Consider the following 22069-nt stretch of genomic DNA (forward strand, 5'->3'; position numbering starts at 1 on the left):
AATCATGAGCACAGCTGAACTCCCCATTGCAAAAAAAGCCGTCCAGACGGCTGCAATACCCAAAAAGCAGATCGACTGGATCCCGCTATTGCTAACCCCGGTGCTGGCATTGGCGGCTTTGCCGTTCATTAGCCCGTCGACCTGGCTCACCCTGACGATCGCCGGCCTGGCCATGGGCATGATCATTTTCGTGATCGCCTCTGGCCTGACCCTGATCTTCGGCTTGATGGACGTGCTGAACTTCGGTCATGGCCTGTTCATTGCGTTGGGCGGCTATGTCGCCTATTCGGTATTGGGCCTTCTCTCCGACTGGGTCACCGCCGATAGCCTGATGCTCAACCTGGGCGCGCTCATGGCAGCCATTGCGGCCGCCATGGTGGTGTCCGGGATTGTCGGCTGGATATTCGAACGTGTTCTGGTGCGCCGCGTGTATGGCCTGCACTTGATGCAGATCCTCATCACCATGGGCGGTATGGTGGTCGGCGAGGAACTGATCAAGGTGGTCTGGGGTGCGGAACAAAAAGCCATGATGGTGCCAACGACCCTGCTGGGCGCTGGCGAATTCCTCGGCATCCCGTTCGAGAAGTATCGCGTCTTCGCCGTGGTCATCGGCCTGATCGTGTTTGCCGTCATGATGGTGGTGCTGAACCGCACCAAGGTCGGCTTGCTGATCCGCGCCGGCGTGCAGGACAGCGAGATGGTGGAAAGCCTGGGTTATCGCATCAAGACCCTGTTCGTCGGCGTGTTCGTCACCGGTACTGCCCTGGCAGGCCTGGGCGGCGTGTTGTGGGGACTCTACCAGCAAGGCTTGACGCCGCAGATGGGTGCGGGCGTGAACGTGCTGATTTTCATCGTGATCATTATCGGCGGCCTGGGTTCCACCGGTGGTTCTTTTGTCGGCGCCATGCTGGTCGGCCTGCTGGCAAACTACACCGGTTATCTGATGCCGAAAGTGGCTCTTGTTTCCAACATCCTGTTGATGGTCGCAATTCTCGTATGGCGTCCGAACGGTATTTATAAGGTGACCAACCGATGATCTCGCGTCTTTTATCCTCCGATTTTCCGCGCAGCCGCGTGCTGACCGGATTGTTGATCCTGATTGTGCTGGGTCTGGCATTCGCGCCGTTCTTGTTCCCCGGAGCAAAGGCACTGAATGTCGCCGCCAAAATCCTGATCTTCATCGTGCTGGTGGCCAGCTTCGATTTGCTGCTTGGCTACACAGGTATTTTCTCCTTTGCCCATACCATGTTCTTCGGTATTGGCGCCTATGGCATTGCGATTGCAAGTACGCGTATGGGTGCCGGGTGGGACAGCCTGTTCATCGGCATGGGTGGCGCGCTCGCCCTGTCGCTGATTCTGTCGCTGGTCATTGGCTTGATGTCGCTGCGGGTACGGGCGCTGTTTTACGCCATGATCACCCTGGCCGTGGCCACCGCCTTCCTGACGCTGGCATCGCAAATGTCGGAAATCAGCGGTGGTGACGATGGCTTGAACTTCAAGCTGCCGGATGTGTTCTCCCCGGGAACCAGCTTCCTGGACAATCCGGTGCTGGGCGTTGCCATCAACGGCCGCCTGCTGACCTACTACGTCCTGTTCGTGATGGCAGTCGTGCTGTTCCTGGCAATGCTGCGTATCGTGAACTCGCCGTTCGGTCGCGTCCTGCAGGCCATCCGTGAAAATGACTTCCGTGCCGAAGCCATTGGCTACCGTATCGTGATCTTCCGCATCTGGTCGAACATCCTGGGGGCGTTGTTTGCGACGCTGGCTGGATGCATGCTGGCGATCTGGCTGCGCTACAACGGACCGGACACGTCCCTGTCCTTCGCCATCATGATCAACATCCTGTTGATTATCGTGATCGGCGGGATGGGCTCGATGTACGGTGCTGTTGCCGGTACGACGATCTTCCTGCTGGCAGAAAACTATCTGCAGGACTTGATGAAGGTGGTCAATACCGCAACGTCAGAGATCCCGTTCGTCTCGCACCTGTTCGATCCTGACCGCTGGATCCTCTGGCTGGGCGTGATGTTCATCCTGTCGGTGTACTTCCTGCCGATGGGGGTCGTTGGCAAGCTGCGCCTGCGTGCGCTGCGCATCGGCAAAAAGTAAGCATGCAGCCAAGTTCGCACTACCTGCGTTGCCAGGGCCGTGAAATCCACTATGTGGAGTGGGGTGACAGAAATGCGCCGCCACTCATCATGTGGCACGGCCTGGCGCGCACCTGCCGGGATTTCGACGATCTCGCGCAGGCCTTGTGCGGCACTTACCGGATCATCGCGCCCGATACCATCGGGCGCGGTTATTCCGAATGGAGTTCTGCGCCAGACCAGGAATACTGCCTGGCGTTCTACGCGCAAATTGCGCAATCCCTGTTTGACCAGCTCGGCATCGCGCAGGCGCGCTGGGTTGGCACCTCGATGGGCGGCGCCATCGGCACCCGTGCCGCAGCCACGACCCTCAAAGGCCGTATCAGTCACCTGGTATTGAATGACAATGGCCCCATGCTCGCGCCCGAGGCGCTCGAGCGCATCAAGGCTTATGCCGGCAACCCGCCGCAATTCGATACCGTATCCGAACTCGAAGCTTACCTGCGCAAGGTCTACCTGCCATATGGCTGGCAAAGCGATGCGCAGTGGCGCCGCATGACGGAAACGTCGACGCGCCGACTGCCGAACGGCAAGATCACCACGCATTACGATCCCGCCATGGTGCGCCAGTTCTTCGTGCACCCGACCGATTACCGCACCTGGGAATTCTACGACCAGCTCGACATGCCGACATTGGTCTTGCGCGGCGAGACGTCTGATCTCCTGCTGCAGGATGTGGTCGATGAAATGACCCGCCGCGGCCCGCGCGCGCAAGCAGCCATCATTCCCGATTGCGGCCATGCCCCGTGCCTGAACGTGCCGGCGCAAATCGAGATCGTGCGCGCCTTCCTCGCCAGCTAGGCGCCTTCGCCGTTCTTCACGTCTGCAAGCGTTTCTGCGCCAAATTGCGCCAGCAGCGCCAGCGCATTGGGCATTGCCGCACCTTCTGCCGTATTGTCGAAAATGCACCACACGGTTTTGCCGGCTTCCTGATATCGCCGCAGTTCGCTTTCCAGGCGCAGCAGGAATTCTTGCGCATAGGAGGAACGGTACATGTGCGGCGATCCATGCAGCCGCACATAGACGGTGTGCGCACCCTGCGCGACAAGGGGCACTTGCGCCACGGGAGGATCGGCGAGCACTTGTGCAACGCCAAATGACGCCAGGATGGCGCCTGCTTCCGGAGAAAACCAGCTGCGATGGCGCGCTTCGCACACCACTGCAGTGGCCGTTTGTTGCGTCAGTGACGTAAAAAAAGCTGCGGCGCTGCGCGGGTCAAACGGCAAGCCGGGGGGCAGCTGCACCAGCAGGCACCCCAGCTTGTCACCCAATTCCCCTGCTTCCTGGAGAAAGCGCGCTAACAACAGACCGGCATCCTGCAACCGCTGTTCATGCGTGATGGCGCGCGGCATTTTCACGGAAAACCGGAAAGCCTCGGGCACGCTGTCGCGCCAACGCCGGTAGGTATCGGGCCGATGCGGCCGGTAAAAGGCACTATTGATTTCAACCGCCGGCAAAACCGCGGCATAGCGCGACAGATGGCTGCCGCTTTCGGGAAAATGCAGGCGCTGGGCACTGGCGATGCTCCAGCCGGCACAGCCAATCAAAGGCGCATTGCGCCCCGCAGAAAACAATTGTGGTTCCATCTTTTATCAAAGCATCAGGCGCACTGAAGCGGGCCCCAATTGGAGTCGGCAAGCAGAGCGGGGTTCACGGGGCAACTTGCAGAAACGCGTTCGGGGAGATGCTTGCCATTTAGAAACTGGTGGGCCACCTGCCGGCGCGCTTTGAGTTACACTCATAACCTGTAATAACAAGAGACTTGCCGCCATGTGGATTGCCAAACGTGCCCCCGACCTGAAAACCGTCCTGATCGCCAGCGGCCTGGTGCTGACACTGGCCATGGGCGTGCGCCATGGCTATGGTTTCTGGCTGCAGCCGATTTCGCAAGCCAATGGCTGGACACGTGAGACTTACTCACTCGCCATGGCGCTGCAAAACCTGATGTGGGGCGCTTTCGGTCCTTTGGCCGGCATGGTGATCGACCGCATCGGCACTGCCCGCGTGGTCATCGTCGGTGCGCTGCTGTATGCGGCAAGCCTCTTGTGGATGGCCCTGGTGACCCAGCCGACCCTGTTCGTGCTGGGTGCCGGCCTGCTCGGCGGCGCAGCCCTTGCCTGTACCGCTTTCGGCGCCGTCAGCGGCATTGTCGGGCGTGTTGCGCCAGCAGAAAAGCGCTCATTGGCCTTCGGCATTTCCGGCGCCGCCGGTTCCTTCGGCCAGTTTGCGTTGATGCCGATCGAGCAGCAACTCATTTCCGCCGCTGGCTGGCAAAATGCCTTTTACCTGCTGGCGGCCCTGCTGCTGCTAGTCATGCTGCCGACGGCCTGGTTCTTGCGCGAACCCGTCTATGACGACACCGGCGGCCATCAGCAAAGCATTGGCGAGGCGATCCGCGAAGCCTTTGCCTACAAGCCTTTCCTGATGCTCTTGGCAGGCTACTTCGTCTGCGGCTTCCAGCTGGTGTTCATCGGCGTGCACCTGCCGGCATACCTGAAGGACAAGGGCATGATGGATCCGAACGTGGCAGTGATTGCGCTGGCGCTGATCGGCCTGTTCAATATCTTCGGTTCCTACTATGCCGGCAAGCTGGGCGGCAGGCTGCCCAAGCGCTACTTGCTGTCCTCCATCTACATCACCCGCTCGGTCGTCATTGCCCTGTTCCTGCTGGCCCCGCTGTCCTCGGTGTCGGTGTACGTGTTTGCCGCGGCAATGGGATTGTTGTGGCTGTCCACCGTGCCGCTGACCAATGGCGTGGTGGCTGGCATTTTCGGCGTGAAATACATGTCCATGCTGTCGGGCTTCGTGTTCTTTTCCCACCAGGTCGGCAGCTTCATCGGGGTCTGGCTGGGCGGTTACTTGTTCACCAGGGAAGGCAGCTACAATACTGTCTGGATGATCACGATCGCACTGGGCCTCTTTGCCGCCGTGATCAACTTGCCGATCAATGAAAAGCCGATTGCCCGCAAGCAGGTTGTTGCTGCCTGAAGCGGCCGGCGGCCCTGGCGTCAGACGGAGGCTCGGATGGAACAACCACTGAATCACCCGGCGAGCCGACTGCGCCGCATTGCCGGCGCCATGCTCCTGGCCGCCGTGCTGGCTGCCGTGTTCATGGCTTACCTGCAGCCCTCGTTCGTGGTGGATCTGGCCAACCGCATCACCCTGTGCACTTAGCCGCAGGTCTTTCCCCTCCTTGCGGAATGTATTGAATACCATGGAAATAACGCTCATCGAGCTGGAGCAGGCGATCAATTACTGGCGTGCGCGCAAACCCGCGACAGGGGAAGAATGCGCCCTCTCGCCCGAAGTCAATGCCCTGGCGACGGTGTATGCCTTGATGATTTTTCACCGCACCCACAGCTTTTCGCTGGCCACGCTGGATTTTGTCCCGCGCCAACTCATCGAAGCCTTCCTCGCCCGGCCTGCTGCAACCGCAGGCGTTAGCGCGTAAGCAAGCGCTTACGCTGCAAGGTGGCGCGCCTGCCGTTGCGGCAGCGAACCCTCGGTTTTTGCTGTTTTTGCCGCTTTCGGTTGCAGGTGTTTCTTGTGGGCCTGGCCGGCGTAATCGCTTTCCAGCAAGGCCTGTGCCGTCTCCGCCAGCAATCCCTGTTCCTGCAGCCATTGCCCTACCAGCGCGGCGAGCCGGTCCAGCGCGATACGGTGGGTGGCATCGGTTTTCGCATATAGCCAGTCCGACAAGGCCATGAAGCGCGCAAAAGGCGCCTGGTCCAGGATATGCGGCAGGGTGTTGGCGAAGCGCCCGGAATTGGCAACCATGTCCCAGTAGCGGGCAAAGCGCACCAGCCGCTGCATGGTGGCGAAATCGATGCAGTCGGTGGCCAGGATGGTATACGGCGGATGGGCTTCATACACCATGCCAAAGCCCGGCGTGTGCCGGATGATGGGTGTGCCGCGCAGGCGCTTCAGGATGCCGAACTGGATTTCATGCGGTTTCAGGGCATGCAGCTGGTCGAAGCCGCGCGCGAAACTGTCGATGTCTTCTCCAGGCAGGCCGGCAATCAGGTCGACGTGCATGTGCGCATGCGAGTGCTCGACCAGCCAGCGGATGTTGTCGGCGGCTTTCTCATTGTTTTGCTTGCGGCTGACAAGGGCTTGCACTTCGGGGTTGAAGCTCTGGATGCCGATTTCGAACTGCAGCGTCCCTGGCGGGAATTTGACGATGGCTTCCTTCAGCGCTTCGGGCAAATGGTCCGGCACCACTTCGAAGTGGGCATAGACGGGATCGGCCGGGTTGGCGGCCAACTTGTCGAGGAAGAATTGCATGATCTTCAGGCTCGACTTGATATTCAGGTTGAAGGTGCGGTCGACGAATTTGAACAGGCGCGCGCCGCGCGTGTGCAGTTTTTCCAGCTCTCCCAGAAAGATATCGAGGTCGAAGGGCCAGGCGGTCTTGTCCAGCGACGACAGGCAGAATTCGCACTTGAAGGGGCAGCCGCGCGAGGCTTCGACGTAGAGTGTGCGGTGGGCGATATCCTCGTCCGTATAGAGATCGTAAGGCAGCTTGAGCTCGGCCAGCGCCGGCTGCACGCCGGCCTGCACCTTCATCAGCGGCTGCGGGCCACGCAGGATTTGTCGGCATAGTTCGGCAAAGCTGATGTCGCCCCAGCCGGTGATGACGTAATCGGCCAGCCTGACGATTTCCTGATCATTGGTTTCGTACGATACTTCCGGCCCGCCCAGCACGATCTTTACGTCCGGGGCAACGCGCTTCAGCATCGAGACGACCTTGGCCGTCTCTTCCACATTCCAGATATAAATGCCCAGGCCGATGATGCGCGGCCCGGATGCCAGCAGCTTTTCGACGATTTCCGTGGTCTTGGTGCCGATGACGAATTCCTGCAGACGCGTTTGCTCCTGCAGCTCGCCCATGTTGGCGAGCAGATAACGCAGCCCCAGCGAGGCATGGGCAAAGCGGGCGTTCAGGGTGGACAGCAGAATGGTCATGGACAGGCGGCGGGAAAGGCGGCAAAAGCGCCATTCTACGCTGGTTGCGCGGTGCCGGCGGCGCTGCCGGCATGAACGCGCCGGCGCATTGCGCGATACACTAGGCCATTCGTTTCGGCAGAGGCACTCCATGGATATGAAGGCAAGCAACGACATCAATCCCCACCAGCATCGCATTGCCCTGGTCTTGCAGGGCGGCGGCGCGCTGGGAGCGTACCAGGCTGGCGTTTACCAGGCGTTGCATGAACACGGCCTGACGCCGGACTGGGTCGTAGGCACGTCCATCGGTGCCATCAACGCCGCCATCATTGCCGGTAACAAGCGCGGCAATTGCCTGACGCGTCTGAAGGAATTCTGGGACCGGGTGTCGCATGGTGATGCTTTCGACATGAGCAAGGTGTCCGATCCTGCCCGGCAATTCAATATCCGCATGTCCACGCTGGATACGGTCGTGCGCGGCGTGCCGGGCTTTTTTTCGCCGCGCGGCTTGCATCCCTTTCCGCTAGGCATGCCGGTCGACCCGGAAGAAGCCAGTTTCTACGACACTGCGCCGCTGGTAAACACGCTGCGCGAGCTGGTCGATTTCGATTATCTCAACAAGGCCGACGGCATGCGCCTGACGGTGGAGGCGGTCAAAGTCAGTTGCGGCAGGCGCGCCGTGTTCGACAACAGCCGCCAGGCCATCGGGCCGGAGCATATCCTGGCCAGCGGCGCCCTGCCGCCGGGATTTCCCGGCGTGCGCATCGATGGCGAACTGTACTGGGATGGCGGCCTGTTTTCCAACACGCCGCTGGAAACCGTGCTCGACGACGAGCCGCGCATCGATACCCTGTGCTTCATGGTGGACTTGTGGAGCGCCTCCGGCGACGAGCCGACCACGATCGACGAGGTGGCCACCCGGCAAAAGGATGTGATGTATGCCTCGCGCTCGAAAAATCACATCGAGCATTACCTGGAGTTGCACCACTTGCGCAGCTTGGTGCGCAAACTGCATGCCGAGTTGCCCGATGCCTGCCAAAAGCGCACGGCCTATGCGCTGGAGGCAGTGGGGCGCGATTCCACCATCCATATCGTGCGCCTGGCCTACTCGGGGCGAGACTGGCACATGGCGTCAAAGGATATCAATTTTTCCCGTGGTTCCATCGAGTGGCGCTGGGAACAGGGCTACAACGATGCCATGCGGGCCATCCACCACCGCGGCTGGACTTCCTTTGTCCCTGCCGAAACCGGTATCGTCGTGCATGAACTGGTGCCAGACCAGGCCAATGCCGTGGACATCAAATAAGCCTGCCGTCCGGTTGAATTTGCATTGAGCAAACCTTGCGATGCAACAATAAATTGCCAAATAAATATTTGAACATTTGGCAATTCACTTTTATAATCCGCTGGCTGCAATGCAACAATGCAGCACGGAATTATTTCCATAGAGAGCTTGCGGGCCCCGCAATGTGTGGATTGAGCAACGAAATAAAATTTTTGTTGCGACGCACAATAAATTCCTTGACAAAAACAAAGACGGGTCTAAAATAGCCATTGTTGCGGTGCACAACGTGCGCTGCCCACCGACTACTGTCGTTCCCCTCTATTTAGGAGAAGCAAAATGTTTTCGATCCAAGACCAATTTTCCGCCGCTACCAAAGCCAACGTTGAAGCCCAGCTCGCCCTGGTGACCGCCCTGACCAGCAAAGCCTTCGAAGGCGTTGAGAAGCTGATCGACCTGAACCTGACTGTTGCGAAGACTTCCCTGGAAGAGTCCAACGCAACGGCAAAGCAATTGCTGGCTGCCAAGGATCCGCAAGAATTCTTCTCGCTGGCTGCTGCACAAGCCCAGCCGAACGCTGAAAAAGCCGCTGCATATGCTCGCCATATCGCCAATATCGCTTCCTCGACACAGGCTGAAATCACCAAGACTGCTGAAGCCCAGATCGCTGAAACCAGCCGCAAGGTTGCTGCCCTGGTGGACGACGTTGCCAAGAACGCGCCGGCTGGTTCGGAAAACGTGATCGCCATCGTCAAGTCGATGATCGGCAACGCCAACGCTGGCTACGAGCAACTGGCCAAGACCACCAAGCAAGCCGTCGAAGCCATCGAAACCAACCTCAGCTCCGCTACTGTGCAATTCACGCAAGCTGCTGAAAAGGCTACCGGCCGCGCCAAGAAGTAAACAGCTTCCCCGCTGACAGAAACGGGCCGCATTGCGGCCCGTTTTTTTATGGTGGACAATGCCGCATCGGCATATGAAAAGGATATCGACGCATGCGGCTGACTGCTCTGTTGCTCACACTTGCCCTTTGCACCGGGTGCGCCACCAGCATCAAGCCGGTGCCTGAATCCAGTGGCGCCGGGTCGCCCTTGTTGCGTTTCCAGAACTCCGCGCTCACCCCGCGCAACGGCGGCCAGCTGATCGCCGGGGACATGCTGCAGCCGGGCGATATCCTGTTATCCGCTGCCAATGGCATTCCGTCGATCGGCATTCGATTGCTGACGCTGGCGCCGGTCAGCCATGCGTCCCTGTATGTGGGTGATCAGCAGATTGTCGAGGCGGTGGGTCAAGGCGTCCGCGTGCGCAGGCTCGATGAAGTGATTGGTGACGAAGCGGTGGTGGCAGTATTCCGGCATCCCGAGCTGCGTCCCGAACATGGCGAAGCGATCCGGCGCTTTGCCATGCAAAACGTCGGCAAGCCGTATGACCATGTCGGCATCGTGCTGCAAGCGCCATTTTCCCTGCAGCGGCGCTTGTGCGAATTGCCGCTGATACCGGAAGTGGTACGCAACGCCTGCCTGCATGGCATCGCCACGATTCAGCTCGGTACCGCCAGCAATGACCGTTTCTTTTGCTCCCAGCTGGTGCTGGAGTCCTACCGCCAGGCCGGCTTGCCTTTGACGCAAGCCGATCCGCGCTGGGTCAGTCCCGCCGACATCATGCACATGCGCGCAGGCGATGTGCCTGCCATGCGCACCCACCAATCGCTGGCCTATATCGGCCATTTGAAATTCCAGCCGGAGACGACGATCGCGCAGGGTGAGTAGACATCTTTACCCCTGGCCGGGCCGCACGGCCTGCGCTTCCTCCAGCAAGGCCTTGCCGGGACGGCACACGGATGATGCGCTTTCTTCGCGCCGGCACGCCGCTTCGTCGGCGTATTCGCTGGTGACGATAAAGCTGGCGTTGCCGCCGACCAGGTACCAGGCATTTTCCTTGTAGTGCGGGGCCGTTGCGATCCAGCCCATTTCAAATGCCGCCAGTGTGGCGACGGCGACGACCGCAGCGGCGCCCATCAGATAGCGTGCGCGGCGCTCCAGCATGATGATTGATACAGCCATTTCCATTTCTCCACAGCAATGAAAATATGATGGCTGAAATAGGCGGGCAATGCACGCGAATCCAGAAATTTTTTTCACGGTGTCGGCGCGCGTGTTGCAAATTTTGCGGCCGTTTGTCGAACCACTAACAGGCAATGTCGTTGCATGACCTTGACGGGGATTGCTGGATTGGCATGCCATTTGCCATCATTCGCTGTACACTGCTGCCTTTTCGGATCCTATGAATGCCGCTCCCGGAGAACTCCCACCATGTACAAAGACATTGCTTCCATATCCGTGACGCCAGATTCGTCAGCCAATGTACGCCGGGGACCGGCCTTCGTCGTCAGGGGCTCGCGTATCCACGGCCGGGGTGTATTTGCGGCCCGCGAAATCGCCGCCGGCACACGCCTCGTTGAATACAAGGGCGAGCGCATCACCGAAGAGCAGGCCATCGAACGCCATGGTCGCGATCCGGAAAACCCGCACCATACTTTTTTCTTTAGCCTGGAAGACGGCCGCATGATCGATGGCGATGCAGGCGGTAACAACGCGCGCTGGATCAATCATGCATGCGAGCCGAATTGCGAAGCACGCGAAGAAAATGGCCGGGTTTTTATCTATGCGCTGCACGATATCGCCGCGGGTGAGGAGTTGGGCTATGACTATGGGCTCGTGCTCGACGCCAGGCAGACGGCGGCAGTCAAGCGCGACTATGCTTGCCGTTGCGGTGCGCAGAGTTGCCGGAAAACGATGCTTGCTCCCCGCCGCAAGAAGCCGTTGCGAGCGTGAATGAATCCTGCGCAACCTCAAACGCTCGGACAGTCTGAAGGATATTTTTTTGAAACTTTTTCTAAATAAAATTTTGTCGTAGTGAAGTTACGAAGAACCATTTCTGCTCGTTATTTTAATGGCTTTTTCGTATTGTTTTCTTACCTAACAATCAGTCAATGTCCTATCCCGAAGAGTGAGTTCGCCTGCTAGCATCCCTAGAGTGGCCGGTTAGAAGGCGACTTGTTTCGAGATGACATTGCATACTCTTTTGGAGAACAACATGAACTTCATTATCTGGATAGTAATAGGCGGTATCATCGGCTGGCTGGCGAGTCTTGTCATGAAAACCGATGCTGAGCAGGGCATGATCTTGAACATCGTGGTCGGGATCATCGGTGCATTGCTGGGCGGCTGGTTGCTCGCTCCGCTATTTGGCACCGGGACCATTAACCAGAATGACTTCAGCCTGGGCTCCTTGCTGGTGTCCTTCCTCGGCGCCATCATCCTTCTGATGGTCGTCAACCTGGTGCGCCGCGGCCGCACACGCTAATCCGCAGCATTCCCCGCAACCGATGCGTTCGCACTGTGCGAACGCATCTTCGTTTTCATCGGCACTCAGCGTGCAATCCTCTCGATTTTTTCCTTCCTCTTTCCCCAATCCTTGCAAGATTACTTGCAGCCTCCCCCAGAATTAAGCGATCCGCAGCAGCCTGTTCGTTCATGACGCAGTACTTGTTCGCGAGTAATTGCTTGCGTTAAGGAAATTCCTCATTTCGCCGTAGGATTTTTCTGACAAAAATATCAGAATTCGTTGACTGTTGTCTTTATAATAATTAACATACGATCAACTTTCGCTAATGCTGCGATGCAAGAAAAAGCGGCAGGCGACTATTGCTATCGCATCAAACACGGCAGTCAAAGCCGGGACGATGCGCCCCTTTCCAATCCTGCAGATCAAAATGGAGACCTGTAATGCCATTGAAGCACCCTTCGGTAGTACGCACGCATATCGCCAGAATCAGCTTGACGCTTTTGCTTGGCGCAAGCGCCCTGACCGCACCGGCCGCCTGGGCTGCCGGCAGCTGGAATACGCAACCAGAAACCTTGTCCACGCATCCAACCTGGATTTATACGCCCACCACCGCGATGGTGGGCGGCAAGCGTGCTCTGCTGGTGGTATTGCATGGCTGTGACCAGAGCAATGACCAGCTCAAGCAGTGGGGCAATCTGCCTGCCGCTGCCGAAGCAAAGGGTGCCGTCGTGGTCGTGCCGGGTGTGGGCAGCAAGCCCTGGCCGTTGTTCCCATCCACCAAATGCTGGGATTACGATGGCGCGCGTGACGGTTCTGGCCATGTCGCCAATCTCGTCGCCTTGACCAAGACGCTCGTCGAGCGCCAGGCCCTGAACATCGATCCGCGTCATGTCTATATCAGCGGCATGTCGTCCGGCGCGTCGGTTGCCATGCTGACCGCGTGCAAGGCACCGGAAGTGATTGCCGGTGTCGGTATCGTGGCGGGTCCTTCTGTGGGCAGCGACCAGATGCAGGCCGTCAAGGTTGAGGGGGAAATCTCCTACACGGCCGATGCCGCACTGGCGAAATGCAAGGCCTTGGCCGGGACGGACAAGCTTCAGCACTTCAACACCCAGATCGCCAACATCACCTACGGCGAAAAGGACAAGAATGCCGAACTGCCGGGCTGCGCCTTTTCTGCGGGCGCTACTAACTGCCCCGGCACCTTTCAGCTTGTGAGCAAGAAGTGGAGCACCATCAATGCTGAAATGTTCAGAAAGCTCTACGTCGGCGGCGCTTTGGGCACGGCGGTCAAGGTGAACAATAACGCCACGGCGGAAGCGGAATTCCTGGGCGAGCACCGCGAGTCGAAGGTGGCCGAGCAGGACGCCCTGTCGCTTACCCGCATTTACAATGTCGGCCATGCCTGGCCGGCCGGCAGCGGCCAGGAAAATGACGTCAACAAGGGCGGCGTCTGGGTGGCGCAGAAAGGCATGAACTACGCCCAGTATGCGCTCAGCTGGCTGATCGACAACAATCGCCGTCCTAAGGTCGACGGCAACCAGTCGCCGGTCATCGAGTGGTGCAAGGCGGAAGCTGCCGGCACCAGCGGCTTTACCGTCAGTGCTGCAGCCAAGGACAGCGATGGCGTGATTGCCAGCTACAAGGTCGCGTATACCGGCCCGAAATCGTTTAACGAAATCACCGGTACTGGCACCAGCCTGAATAAGACGTATACCCCGGGCGCCAATGGCAAATATGAAGTGACGGTGAGCGCGACCGACAATGCCAATGCAAGCTCGACGATTTGCAAGGCAAGCGTCAGCATCGGCGAACCGGTCGCCGTACTGCCGCCACCCGGCAACATCGTGGCGGCGTCCACCACCAATAGCGTGACCCTGACCTGGAATGCCGTCACAGGCGCCAGCGGTTATCACGTCTATCGCAATGGTGTCAAAGTGACGTCCGCACCGCTTACCGCAGCCACCTATACCAATACCGGACTTGACCCTGCCACCACCTACCAGTACGCGGTATCCACGGTGAACGCCGCAGGTGAAGGCGAACGCTCGAATCCCCCGGTGTCGGTAACCACCCTGCAACAGGATGGCTGGAAATGCACCGCGCACTATTCGAGCAATTACACCCACGTATTGCAGGGCCGCGCAGTCAACTCGCTCGGTTTTGCCAAGGCCAAGGGTTCGAACCAGACCATCGGGCTGTACACCATCTTCAACTATGCCCTTCTGGCCCAGACCAAGCCGGGGTATTACGTGATCGGTGCCTGCCCGCAGTAAGTCGCTGATCGCAGCAGCGCCCCGCGTGCGACCAAGGGCAAGCCAGGAAGGCTTGCCCTTTTTTTATGCGCGCCTGGCGGTTCTCGCCTGCTTGAGGAAACACACTGTAGATCAGTCCGGAGAGCTTGAGCCAGAGGATGCCGGTGCCGGAAATGGCGGGCGCAGACGGGATCGCGGCATGTTGGTTCATGATATTTCCTTTTATATTGAAAAATGAACATGCCCGATACCGTCAGGCATAGCGTGTAGAAAATTACAATTGCCAAATATACCCACATCAGGACGAAAATTCCTCACTTGGTGCAAGCCTTCCTTAAGCCAGCATTGCTTTCATTCGAAAATGCCATAATTGCGGTTTTAACTTGCAAGCAGGCTACTCATGATTCTTGAAATTGCAGATATCCGCATCCAGGCCGGCCGCCAGGGTGAATTCGACACAGCCATCCAGCATGGCGTGACCGACATCATCGCCAAGGCCAAAGGTTTCAAGGGCTTCAAAATCAACAAGGGCATGGAGTCCCCAGAGCGTTATGTCCTGATGATTTTCTGGGAAACATTGGAAAACCATACTGTGGATTTTCGCGAGTCGCCGGCCTTTGCGGCCTGGCGCGCGCTGGTCGGTCCCTTTTTTGCCGCGCCGCCGGTGGTGGAGCATTTCACCCTGCTGGCCAAGTCAGACTGAAATCCACCTGTCGGGCGTTCACAACCCGACATAAATGCCGCAACCTTTGTAGGCCTCGGTAGTCAAAATAAGGGTTAATTTTGACAAGGGGAATACTATGCGTGTCGATATCTATCGCCGTCCGGAAACGGGCGGTCAATTTTCTTATTTGGCAGTGCCTGAAGGCAATATCATCCCGGACGAAGCCACCAGTATCGACTGGGAGGCCGCCGAGCGCAGCATGGATCTGGATGACAGCGTCGAACGCCTGCCGCAGTTTTCCATCGACGATCCGATCGAACAAATTTCCTCCAAGGGCTATGCCATTACCAGCGTGAAAACGCTGGGCGATGGAGAATTGCCTATGTGATCGGCGTCGGGCCGGCGCGTTTGCCGGCCCGTGCGCTCTTTTTCTGTTTCCGCACGGCTAGGTTTGTTCCTCGCATCACTTCCTTTAATTGCCATTCTCTTCAATTGTTGTCATTTGGTGGGCTTTTTTGGCGCATTTCCCCAAAAAATCCGGCATTTCGCCTTGTTCCAATTGAACTGCAGCAAGAGAACGTGGACTAACGACAGATCCCCTTTTTGGCAGGCAAATATTGCCTTCCTTCCTCTTGCTTTCAGGAGAATTTATTCATGTCCAGCAGCATTTCCAGCATCAAGCGACGACAGTTTTGGCGCAAGGTGCTGATCGCCTTTGCCAGCTTGGCCCTCGTCGGCGCCATTGCCGCCTACTTCGGCTTTCAGCATACCCATCATGTCACGCAAACCTACAGCAGCTTTGCCAGTGACCTTGATGCCGGAAAGGTGGGCACGGTAACCATCGCGCCCAATCGCGACAGCGGCAAGGCCGAGGTCAGGCTCAAGGATGGCAAGCGCTATACCGTGGAGCTGCCGACCATGGACGTTGAAGCGGCCAACCGTTTCACTGCCAAGGGCGCGAATGTGGAAATCGATCGTCGTGCGATCAACCTGGAAACCATGCTGCCGATGCTGGTGTTGCTGGCGGTGCTAGGCCTGTTCGGGCTGGTGGCCTCGCGTCCCGAGCCGCTGGCGCTGCCGTTTCTGAAGAAGAAGCGCGCAACCGAGGTGAGCTTTGCCGATGTTGCCGGCGCCGAGGAAGCCAAGCGCAATCTCATGGAAATTGCCAGCTACCTGAAGGATCCGGAGGTGTATGAAAAGATCGGCGCCAATTTCCCGCGCGGCGTGGTGCTGTATGGTGACCCGGGTACCGGCAAGACCCTGCTGGCGAAAGCGCTGGCTGGCGAATCGGGCGCCAATTTCATCGCCACCAATGGTTCCGAGTTTGGCTCCATGTTCGTCGGCGTTTCCACCCTGAAAATCAAGCGCCTGTTTGCCCGCGCCCGTGCCATGGCGCCCTGCGTGCTCTTCATCGACGAGATCGATGCCGTCGGCGGCCGCCGCATGAATGAAGGCTCGGCCGCGGCGCGCGAAATGAGCAGCACCCTGAACCAGTTGCTGGTACAGATGGATGGCTTTGAAAACAACAATGGCGTCATTGTCGTGGCCGCCACCAACCGCCTCGATTCGCTCGATCCGGCGCTGCTGCGCTCGGGCCGCTTCGACCGCCGCATCCAGGTCGGCAAGCCCAACCTGAGGGAACGTGAACAGATCCTGAAAATCCACGGCAGCAAGGTGCGCGTTGCCGACCAGTTGAATTACGGCGAAATCGCCCGCCAGACCATCGGCTTTTCCGGCGCAGACCTGGCCAACGTCATGAACCAGGCAGCCATGATCGCGGTGCAGAACGGCGAAGAACAAGTGGCCCTGGAAAACGTCTTGCGCGCACGCAATGTCATGCTGATGGGCGAGGAGCGACGCTCCACCTTGTCGCTGATCGACCAGGATGGCCGGCGCCGCCTGGCCATCCATGAATGCGGCCATGCCATCCTGGCGATGGCTGGCGGTACCGATCCCGTGACCGCCGTGTCGATCGTGCCGCGCGGGCAATCGCTCGGCCAGACCTTCATGACGCCGGCCAAGGACCAGTTGCTGATCGAGCGTACCGACCTGGTCAACCGCCTGCATGTCTTGCTGGGCGGGCGCGTGGCCGAGGAATTGTTCATGGATTCGATGACTACCGGCGCCGATGACGACCTGTCGCGTGCCTCCGAAATCGCCCGCAACCTGGTCTGCCGCCATGGCATGTCCGACTTTGGCCTCTTGACCATCGACGAGGATTCCAGCCCGCAGTTGCGCTACGAAGCCGAGCAGAAAGCCATGCAGATCATGGCGCATGCCAAGCAAAATACGGCCGCCCTCCTTACCACGCACCAGCATGTGATGGCGGCGATGGTCGAGCGCTTGCTGGAGCGCGAAGAGCTGGATATCGACGACGTGCGCGAATTCAAGGTAATGATGGACGGCGACCCGGTGGCGCTGGTGGTCGCGGCGTAAGCCAGCAGCGATTTGCCAGGGCGCTTGCGCCAATGAAAAACGCCCGCATCTGCGGGCGTTTTTTTATCTGCGAAGCAGCAATCAATTCACTTGCTGGATCCCAGCCAGCATCCAGCCACCCTGGCCATTGAGCGGCTTGGACAGGTTCCAGATTTCGGCAAACGGCGCAGCCGGGGCATTGTCGGATTCCTTGATCATGCCGTCGAACTTGACGCTCGCCAGATAGTCATTGCCCACGGTTTCAATGCCCAGCAAGTCGGCATTGAGCGAGACGACATCGGTATGGTTGGCGGACGCGCCGCGTTCCTGCAATTGCATGCGCAGTTCGCCGAACATTTCCGGTGTCGCAAATTCGCGGATATCGTTGACGTTGGCGCTATCCCAGGCCGCTTGCAGGCGGATGAAGTTCGTCTTGGCATGGCGCAGGAAGCTGGTGGTGTCGAAGTCAGCCGGCACGCCAAAGGCGGCAGTGCTGTTATCGGCAGTGTCAGCGGCGCCCGAGGCCAGCGGCGCGCCAGCAAAGGCGGCCGGTTGCGACGGTTCCAGGCGCGAGCCGATGTTGGGCGTATTGAAGCCCGGTCCGGCAGCGCCGGCGCCGGCATTCGCATAGGCCGGACGCAGCGGCTCAGGACCACCCGACTTGCGCTTGATCATGCGGTAGATGAAGAATGCCGCTGCAGCGAGCAAGCCAATCATCAGCATCGTGCTGATGGCGCTGGCCAGGGCGCCGCCCAAGCCCAGGTGCGACAGCAGGGCGCCCAGGCCCAGACCCAGCAGCGCGCCGCCGAGGATGCCTTTCCACGGGCTGGCCGGCTTGGCCGCTGCAGCCGCGCCGGCTGCGGCAGGCGCCGCCGGCTTGGCGACATTGGTCGCCTGGTTTTGCGATGGCGGCAAGGATTGGCGGTTGACGCTTTGCGACTGCTTGCCAAATGAGCCGCCGCCGCCCATGCGCTTGGCCTCGGCGCTGGACAGGCCGATGGTCAGCGTCAGAGCGCCAACCAGCATTGCCGTTAATAATGTTTTCATGCAGATCTCCAGAATAAAAGCTTGCGATTTGGAAAGCGGCCACCATGGCCGTCATTCGGTCAGGGATTAAAGACAAGACAGATAATCCTATGACACTTAGGTCGATATGATAGTGCCCGCTGCCTCATATAAAAAGAGAAATTATCGGAATATTTACTTCCTAAAAACGGAAGGGTTGGACGATTCTGGCTGTGGCGCGCCGCGATCGGGAGCGCAAATCGCCCGGTCCCGTTGGCGCATGCAACCAATATGGCGTTCGCGGGTCTATTGGTCTCTTGTGGCGGCTGCACTGCAAGTCCTCATGGGCTTTCCATTGACTCCCAACGTTATTTCTCATGGTTCCTCCGGTCTTTCCTCCGAATCATGTTTCGGATGACGTGCGTAACCTGGAAGCCAATCCGGCGATCCTCGCCGAAGCGGACGATGCCGTCGAAGACGAGTGCGCGCTGGAGGAACAGGGCATCGAGGTGGCCAAGTCCGCCAGGCGGGTCCACGAGCGCACAGCCAGGTTGCAGAGAATTAACGTACGCCTGATTGCGGAAATTGCCGAGCGTCGTCGCGCCGAGCAGGCACTGCAGCAGTCGCAGCAACTTTTGCGCGAACTTGGCCACCATACCGGCGAAATCATCGAGGAAGAGCGCAAGCGCATTGCACGCGAATTGCATGACCAGCTTGGCCAGAACCTCATGGCCTTGCGCATCGATGTCCTCATGATGCAGCGCGCCGCCGGTGCCGATCAGCCGGAAATCGACGCTACGGTCGAATCCGCCCTGAACAATATCGACAGCATGATCAAGAATGTGCGCGTGATCATCAATAACTTGCGCCCGGCCGTGCTTGACCTGGGACTTGTTGCCACATTCGAATGGGAGATACAGGAATTTGAGCGCCGCACCGGCATCGTTTGCATGCTCTGCACGGATCGCAGCGAATTCACGGTGGACGATGCCCATGCCCTGGCCTTGCTGCGCATTCTGCAGGAATCGCTTACCAATGTCGCGCGCCATGCCAATGCGGACAGGGTTGATGTCAGCCTGCATGGTAACCGCCATGGCCTGCATTTGCGCGTGGCGGACAACGGCGTCGGCAATTTTCCTGCCTGTCGTCGCAAGGCCAAAGCCTTTGGCCTGATCGGCATCCAGGAGCGGGTATCGGCGTTAGGCGGCAGCTTGTCGATTGTCACGGAAAAAGGCAAGGGCCTGGCACTGACGGTGTCGTTGCCCCTGTCGCCGCACAGCGCCAGCAAAGCCTGACGGCAGTCGGCACGACTGGGTGCAGGGTCAGGCCTGTAGCCTTGGTTGCTGTCCCGCTTTTGACGGCAGCCCGTTTTGCAGAGGAATCGACAGTATCAGGACAGTGCCCTGGCCGATCGTGCTTTCCACCGTCATCTCGCCGCCAATGGCGCTGATGCGTTCGCGGATGCCGATCAGGCCGAAGGATTTCGATTTGCGACGGTCGCCAGGGTACATGCCGACGCCATCATCGGAAATGCGCATCTGGAGTTGCTCGCCTTTGCGGTTGAGGGAGATATTGACGCTGATGGCATTGGCATGGCGGGCCACATTGGTAAGCGATTCCTGAAGAATCCGGAACAATGTGGTGGTCTGCTCCTCGGTCAGGCCCTGATCCAGTTCATCGGCCTTGGCGAACAGATCGCAGGCGATGCCGGTGCGGCGCTTGAATTCCTGGATTTGCCAGTGGAACGACGCGTACAGCCCGAGGTCCAGCACGGCCGGGCGCAAGTTATTGATGATCCCGCGTACGCTCTTGATGGTGTTGTCGATATTGGTCAGGACGGTTTCGACCTTGCGGTGCAGGCGCGGATGCGTAGTGGCGGTGCGCGCATGCAGCATCGAGACATCGATGCGCAAGGCCATCAGGTTCTGGCCCATTTCATCGTGGATCTCGCGCGCAATGCGCTTTCTTTCCTCTTCCTTGATGGTTTCCTGGTGCACGGCGAGTTGGCGCAGCATTTCTTCGTTTTGCGTATGCTCGGTTATGTCGAGCATCGAGCCGATCAGGATGGTTGGCGGCGCGTCGCCGCTGGGCACCGGGTCGCCTTGCAGGCGCACATGACGGATGCTGCCGTCGGGCCGCACGACGCGCAGGGTTGCACTGTATTCGCGCCGTTCCGCCACCGCCGCGTTGACCACCGCTGAAATCATGCGCCTGTCATCTGGGTGGATCAGCGCAAAGCCGGCAGGGATCGTGGGTTTGACCGCGCCCGGCTCCAGCCCGCAGATGCGGAAAAATTCGTCGGACCATTGGGCTTCCTGGGTCGCCAGGTTGATTTCCCAACTGCCTACATGGGCTACCCGCTGTGCGATCGTGAGCACGTTCTGCGTCTGCCGCAGCGCGTCTTCGGCGCGCCGGCGCTCCTCGATCTGCGACTTGAGCTGGGCGTTGGCCACCACCAGCTCACGTGTGCGCATTGCCACTCGCGCTTCCAGGGCGTCGTGCGCAGCCTGCAGGGCTTTTTCGGTGCGCTTGAGATCTGTCAGGTCGAGATTGACGGTGATGGCGCCGAGGATCTGTTGTTCGCTATCCCGCAGGGGCATGGACGAGGATCGCAGGATTCGCCGCTGACCATCCGGGCGCAGTATTTCATACTCGCGATTGAGCGTAGTCTCCCCATGGCGCAGCGCACGCACCACGCCGTATTCCCTGTGCTCGACCTTGGTACCGGTATTGGTGTGCCATGCCTGGAATGAGTCCGGCACTTCCAGTTGTTCGCCCGGCGAGGTGCCCCAGATATCGTGGGCGGCCGGATTGACAAGATTGAGCGTGTTGTCGCGCCCGACCACCATCACGCCGACCGGCAAGAGTCCGAGGATCTGCCGCAGCAGCGCTTCGTTCCTTTCGAGTTCCATGCGCGAGGCGTCTTGCTGGACATGACGGTAGATCAGCAGGTAAAGCCCGCTCAGGAGCAGTGCGAGAAATACCAGCAACAGTGCCGCGCTTGTCTGCGCGCGCCGCATGGTGTCGCGTTCGACCTTGGCATAGCCTTTCTGCAGCTGGCTTTCATGGATGGCGATACGACTCAGGATGTCCTGCATGCGCTCGTTATGGGCATTGCCGGCATCGATGTGCGGCAACACCCGTTGCGTACCCAAGTCCAGCCGCGCCTGGCGCATGTTTTCGATGCGCTCAGGGATCACTTGCCGCAGTTGCCGGACATGCGCCTGCAAGGGGATATCATCCCGTGCAAGTTCATCCAGGTTTGCCAGGGAGGCGTGCAACGCTTCGAGCGCCGCATCATGTTGCAGCAGAGAGGAGTTGTCGGCCCTGAGCATGTAACCGCGATGCGCGGCGACTGCCATGGCCATGGTTGAACTGATCTTTTCGCTGGCAATCAGCACAGCCTTGCTGTGCGCATCCTTTGCACCGGTTTTTACCGAGATCATCATGCTGTCCCAGGTAATAATTGCCAGCAACGCCAGAAAGAGCACGGCGGCCAGAAACCCGGTCAACACGAGTTGATTAATCGTCCATTTTTTCATTGCGGAGAAATCAAGGACTGCCGAAGTTGATTTTATGTTATCTGAAAAGGCATTCTAGGGCCTTTTTAGCTGGCAGGCTTGGAAATTTAAAAAACCCGTTGCTCCTGTGCAAGCCAAGGAACAACGGGTTCGCAGCCGGGAAAGGGAAAATTTAACGGCTGCCGCTGCTTGAAGGTGTCGCAGGCGTGGTAGTGCGGTCCGAACTGGAAGTGCCGCTCGACGACGGCATGCTGCTGGTACCGCTGGTGCTGCCGGAACCGGGCGCGCCGCTGGACGACGGCATGTTGCTGGAACTGCCGCTGCTGCTGTCGGCACCGGACGAACCGCTGGAGGACGGTGTGCTGCTGGAAGCGCCGCTGCTGCTATCGGAGCCGGAAGAACCGCTGGACGATGGCATGCTGCCGCTGCTGGATGGCGTGCTTTCCGGTGGCGTACCCGTGCTGCTGCCATAACCACTGCTGCCAGGC

Annotated in this window: 22 protein-coding genes; 17 read left to right on the forward strand and 5 right to left on the reverse strand. The window is 59.1% G+C overall.

The window, feature by feature from the left end; all coding sequences use genetic code 11:
- Positions 1-4 precede the first annotated feature (4 nt).
- Genes EKL02_RS01280 through EKL02_RS01290 form a run of 3 tightly spaced genes read left to right on the forward strand, consistent with a single transcriptional unit; the run spans position 5 to position 2948 of the window.
- Positions 5-1036 carry a branched-chain amino acid ABC transporter permease gene (locus tag EKL02_RS01280; protein ID WP_206732432.1) on the forward strand — a complete coding sequence of 344 codons (1032 nt, stop codon included), beginning with the start codon at positions 5-7 and terminating at the stop codon, positions 1034-1036.
- Positions 1033-2109: a branched-chain amino acid ABC transporter permease gene (locus tag EKL02_RS01285; protein WP_128900342.1), complete on the forward strand. Its 1077-nt coding sequence runs from the start codon at positions 1033-1035 to the stop codon at positions 2107-2109. Before EKL02_RS01280 ends, EKL02_RS01285 begins: the two co-directional genes overlap by 4 nt.
- Positions 2110-2111: 2 nt before the next feature.
- Positions 2112-2948: an alpha/beta hydrolase gene (locus tag EKL02_RS01290; protein ID WP_128900343.1), complete on the forward strand. Its 837-nt coding sequence runs from the start codon at positions 2112-2114 to the stop codon at positions 2946-2948.
- Here EKL02_RS01290 and EKL02_RS01295 read toward each other — a convergent pair.
- Positions 2945-3733 (reverse strand): DUF72 domain-containing protein, encoded by a 789-nt coding sequence (locus tag EKL02_RS01295; RefSeq protein WP_128900344.1) that lies wholly within the window; start codon positions 3731-3733, stop codon positions 2945-2947. The genes EKL02_RS01290 and EKL02_RS01295 overlap by 4 nt on opposite strands.
- A 184-nt stretch (positions 3734-3917) precedes the next feature.
- Here EKL02_RS01295 and EKL02_RS01300 point away from each other — a divergent pair, with 184 nt between their 5' ends.
- The 3 genes from EKL02_RS01300 to EKL02_RS01305 are packed head-to-tail and all read left to right on the forward strand — an operon-like array spanning position 3918 to position 5598.
- Complete coding sequence (locus tag EKL02_RS01300) at positions 3918-5135, forward strand: MFS transporter (RefSeq protein ID WP_128900345.1); 1218 nt, start codon at positions 3918-3920, stop codon at positions 5133-5135.
- A 36-nt stretch (positions 5136-5171) separates the two neighbouring features.
- On the forward strand, positions 5172-5321 hold the full coding sequence (locus EKL02_RS18095) for a hypothetical protein (RefSeq protein WP_164931889.1): 150 nt from the start codon (positions 5172-5174) through the stop codon (positions 5319-5321).
- Between the two features lie 40 nt (positions 5322-5361).
- Positions 5362-5598: a DUF3717 domain-containing protein gene (locus EKL02_RS01305; protein ID WP_128900346.1), complete on the forward strand. Its 237-nt coding sequence runs from the start codon at positions 5362-5364 to the stop codon at positions 5596-5598.
- Positions 5599-5606: 8 nt separating this feature from the next.
- Here EKL02_RS01305 and EKL02_RS01310 read toward each other — a convergent pair whose 3' ends face one another.
- The gene (locus EKL02_RS01310; protein ID WP_128900347.1) at positions 5607-7112 is read right to left on the reverse strand and encodes a DUF4080 domain-containing protein; all 1506 of its coding nucleotides are present in this window, start codon (positions 7110-7112) and stop codon (positions 5607-5609) included.
- A 136-nt stretch (positions 7113-7248) separates the two neighbouring features.
- On the opposite strand from EKL02_RS01310, the gene EKL02_RS01315 reads away from it, so the two are divergent.
- The 3 genes from EKL02_RS01315 (at position 7249) to EKL02_RS01325 (ending at position 10142) form a co-directional block, all read left to right on the forward strand.
- Complete coding sequence (locus EKL02_RS01315) at positions 7249-8397, forward strand: patatin-like phospholipase family protein (RefSeq protein ID WP_128903330.1); 1149 nt, start codon at positions 7249-7251, stop codon at positions 8395-8397.
- Between the two features lie 315 nt (positions 8398-8712).
- Positions 8713-9276, forward strand: a complete 564-nt coding sequence (locus tag EKL02_RS01320) for a phasin family protein (RefSeq protein ID WP_128900348.1) — start codon at positions 8713-8715, stop codon at positions 9274-9276.
- Between the two features lie 92 nt (positions 9277-9368).
- The gene (locus tag EKL02_RS01325) at positions 9369-10142 is read left to right on the forward strand and encodes a YiiX/YebB-like N1pC/P60 family cysteine hydrolase (protein ID WP_128900349.1); all 774 of its coding nucleotides are present in this window, start codon (positions 9369-9371) and stop codon (positions 10140-10142) included.
- Between the two features lie 6 nt (positions 10143-10148).
- Here EKL02_RS01325 and EKL02_RS01330 read toward each other — a convergent pair whose 3' ends face one another.
- Positions 10149-10436, reverse strand: coding sequence for a hypothetical protein (locus tag EKL02_RS01330; protein WP_128900350.1), 288 nt, complete (start codon positions 10434-10436; stop codon positions 10149-10151).
- A gap of 249 nt (positions 10437-10685) precedes the next feature.
- On the opposite strand from EKL02_RS01330, the gene EKL02_RS01335 reads away from it, so the two are divergent.
- The 6 genes from EKL02_RS01335 (at position 10686) to EKL02_RS01360 (ending at position 17076) form a co-directional block, all read left to right on the forward strand.
- On the forward strand, positions 10686-11207 hold the full coding sequence (locus tag EKL02_RS01335; protein WP_128900351.1) for an SET domain-containing protein-lysine N-methyltransferase: 522 nt from the start codon (positions 10686-10688) through the stop codon (positions 11205-11207).
- Positions 11208-11469: 262 nt separating this feature from the next.
- Complete coding sequence (locus tag EKL02_RS01340) at positions 11470-11739, forward strand: GlsB/YeaQ/YmgE family stress response membrane protein (RefSeq protein WP_128900352.1); 270 nt, start codon at positions 11470-11472, stop codon at positions 11737-11739.
- 422 nt (positions 11740-12161) lie between these two features.
- Positions 12162-13997: a PHB depolymerase family esterase gene (locus tag EKL02_RS01345; RefSeq protein WP_128900353.1), complete on the forward strand. Its 1836-nt coding sequence runs from the start codon at positions 12162-12164 to the stop codon at positions 13995-13997.
- Positions 13998-14376: 379 nt separating this feature from the next.
- Positions 14377-14679 carry an antibiotic biosynthesis monooxygenase gene (locus EKL02_RS01350; protein ID WP_128900354.1) on the forward strand — a complete coding sequence of 101 codons (303 nt, stop codon included), beginning with the start codon at positions 14377-14379 and terminating at the stop codon, positions 14677-14679.
- 97 nt (positions 14680-14776) lie between these two features.
- A complete protein-coding gene (locus tag EKL02_RS01355; RefSeq protein ID WP_128900355.1) occupies positions 14777-15028 on the forward strand; it encodes a DUF6139 family protein in 252 nt (83 codons plus the stop codon).
- A 266-nt stretch (positions 15029-15294) separates the two neighbouring features.
- The gene (locus EKL02_RS01360; RefSeq protein ID WP_128900356.1) at positions 15295-17076 is read left to right on the forward strand and encodes an FtsH/Yme1/Tma family ATP-dependent metallopeptidase; all 1782 of its coding nucleotides are present in this window, start codon (positions 15295-15297) and stop codon (positions 17074-17076) included.
- An 81-nt stretch (positions 17077-17157) separates the two neighbouring features.
- On the opposite strand, the gene EKL02_RS01365 is transcribed toward EKL02_RS01360, so the two are convergent.
- Positions 17158-18102 (reverse strand): Tim44-like domain-containing protein, encoded by a 945-nt coding sequence (locus EKL02_RS01365; protein WP_128900357.1) that lies wholly within the window; start codon positions 18100-18102, stop codon positions 17158-17160.
- A 335-nt stretch (positions 18103-18437) separates the two neighbouring features.
- Here EKL02_RS01365 and EKL02_RS01370 point away from each other — a divergent pair, with 335 nt between their 5' ends.
- Complete coding sequence (locus EKL02_RS01370; RefSeq protein ID WP_128900358.1) at positions 18438-19355, forward strand: sensor histidine kinase; 918 nt, start codon at positions 18438-18440, stop codon at positions 19353-19355.
- A gap of 27 nt (positions 19356-19382) precedes the next feature.
- On the opposite strand, the gene EKL02_RS01375 is transcribed toward EKL02_RS01370, so the two are convergent.
- Entirely contained in the window at positions 19383-21575 is a 2193-nt protein-coding gene (locus tag EKL02_RS01375) for a PAS domain S-box protein (RefSeq protein WP_164931916.1), read from the reverse strand.
- A 218-nt stretch (positions 21576-21793) separates the two neighbouring features.
- On the opposite strand from EKL02_RS01375, the gene EKL02_RS01380 reads away from it, so the two are divergent.
- Positions 21794-22054: a hypothetical protein gene (locus EKL02_RS01380; RefSeq protein ID WP_128900360.1), complete on the forward strand. Its 261-nt coding sequence runs from the start codon at positions 21794-21796 to the stop codon at positions 22052-22054.
- The last annotated feature ends 15 nt before the right edge of the window (positions 22055-22069 follow it).

The organism is Janthinobacterium sp. 17J80-10, assembly GCF_004114795.1.
In the GTDB taxonomy this organism is placed as follows: Bacteria; Pseudomonadota; Gammaproteobacteria; order Burkholderiales; family Burkholderiaceae_D; genus Paucimonas.

Bases quoted from the DNA above. Each gene is read 5' to 3' on its own strand.
- EKL02_RS01365 (WP_128900357.1), bottom strand. From the start codon at position 18,102: ATGAAAACATTATTAACGGCAATGCTGGTTGGCGCTCTGACGCTGACC.
- EKL02_RS01330 (WP_128900350.1), bottom strand. From the start codon at position 10,436: ATGGCTGTATCAATCATCATGCTGGAGCGCCGCGCACGCTATCTGATG.
- EKL02_RS01370 (WP_128900358.1), top strand. From the start codon at position 18,438: ATGGTTCCTCCGGTCTTTCCTCCGAATCATGTTTCGGATGACGTGCGT.
- EKL02_RS01300 (WP_128900345.1), top strand. From the start codon at position 3,918: ATGTGGATTGCCAAACGTGCCCCCGACCTGAAAACCGTCCTGATCGCC.
- EKL02_RS01325 (WP_128900349.1), top strand. From the start codon at position 9,369: ATGCGGCTGACTGCTCTGTTGCTCACACTTGCCCTTTGCACCGGGTGC.
- EKL02_RS01320 (WP_128900348.1), top strand. From the start codon at position 8,713: ATGTTTTCGATCCAAGACCAATTTTCCGCCGCTACCAAAGCCAACGTT.
- EKL02_RS01285 (WP_128900342.1), top strand. From the start codon at position 1,033: ATGATCTCGCGTCTTTTATCCTCCGATTTTCCGCGCAGCCGCGTGCTG.
- EKL02_RS18095 (WP_164931889.1), top strand. From the start codon at position 5,172: ATGGAACAACCACTGAATCACCCGGCGAGCCGACTGCGCCGCATTGCC.
- EKL02_RS01345 (WP_128900353.1), top strand. From the start codon at position 12,162: ATGCCATTGAAGCACCCTTCGGTAGTACGCACGCATATCGCCAGAATC.
- EKL02_RS01315 (WP_128903330.1), top strand. From the start codon at position 7,249: ATGAAGGCAAGCAACGACATCAATCCCCACCAGCATCGCATTGCCCTG.
- EKL02_RS01305 (WP_128900346.1), top strand. From the start codon at position 5,362: ATGGAAATAACGCTCATCGAGCTGGAGCAGGCGATCAATTACTGGCGT.
- EKL02_RS01280 (WP_206732432.1), top strand. From the start codon at position 5: ATGAGCACAGCTGAACTCCCCATTGCAAAAAAAGCCGTCCAGACGGCT.
- EKL02_RS01290 (WP_128900343.1), top strand. From the start codon at position 2,112: ATGCAGCCAAGTTCGCACTACCTGCGTTGCCAGGGCCGTGAAATCCAC.
- EKL02_RS01335 (WP_128900351.1), top strand. From the start codon at position 10,686: ATGTACAAAGACATTGCTTCCATATCCGTGACGCCAGATTCGTCAGCC.
- EKL02_RS01360 (WP_128900356.1), top strand. From the start codon at position 15,295: ATGTCCAGCAGCATTTCCAGCATCAAGCGACGACAGTTTTGGCGCAAG.
- EKL02_RS01355 (WP_128900355.1), top strand. From the start codon at position 14,777: ATGCGTGTCGATATCTATCGCCGTCCGGAAACGGGCGGTCAATTTTCT.
- EKL02_RS01310 (WP_128900347.1), bottom strand. From the start codon at position 7,112: ATGACCATTCTGCTGTCCACCCTGAACGCCCGCTTTGCCCATGCCTCG.
- EKL02_RS01350 (WP_128900354.1), top strand. From the start codon at position 14,377: ATGATTCTTGAAATTGCAGATATCCGCATCCAGGCCGGCCGCCAGGGT.
- EKL02_RS01295 (WP_128900344.1), bottom strand. From the start codon at position 3,733: ATGGAACCACAATTGTTTTCTGCGGGGCGCAATGCGCCTTTGATTGGC.
- EKL02_RS01340 (WP_128900352.1), top strand. From the start codon at position 11,470: ATGAACTTCATTATCTGGATAGTAATAGGCGGTATCATCGGCTGGCTG.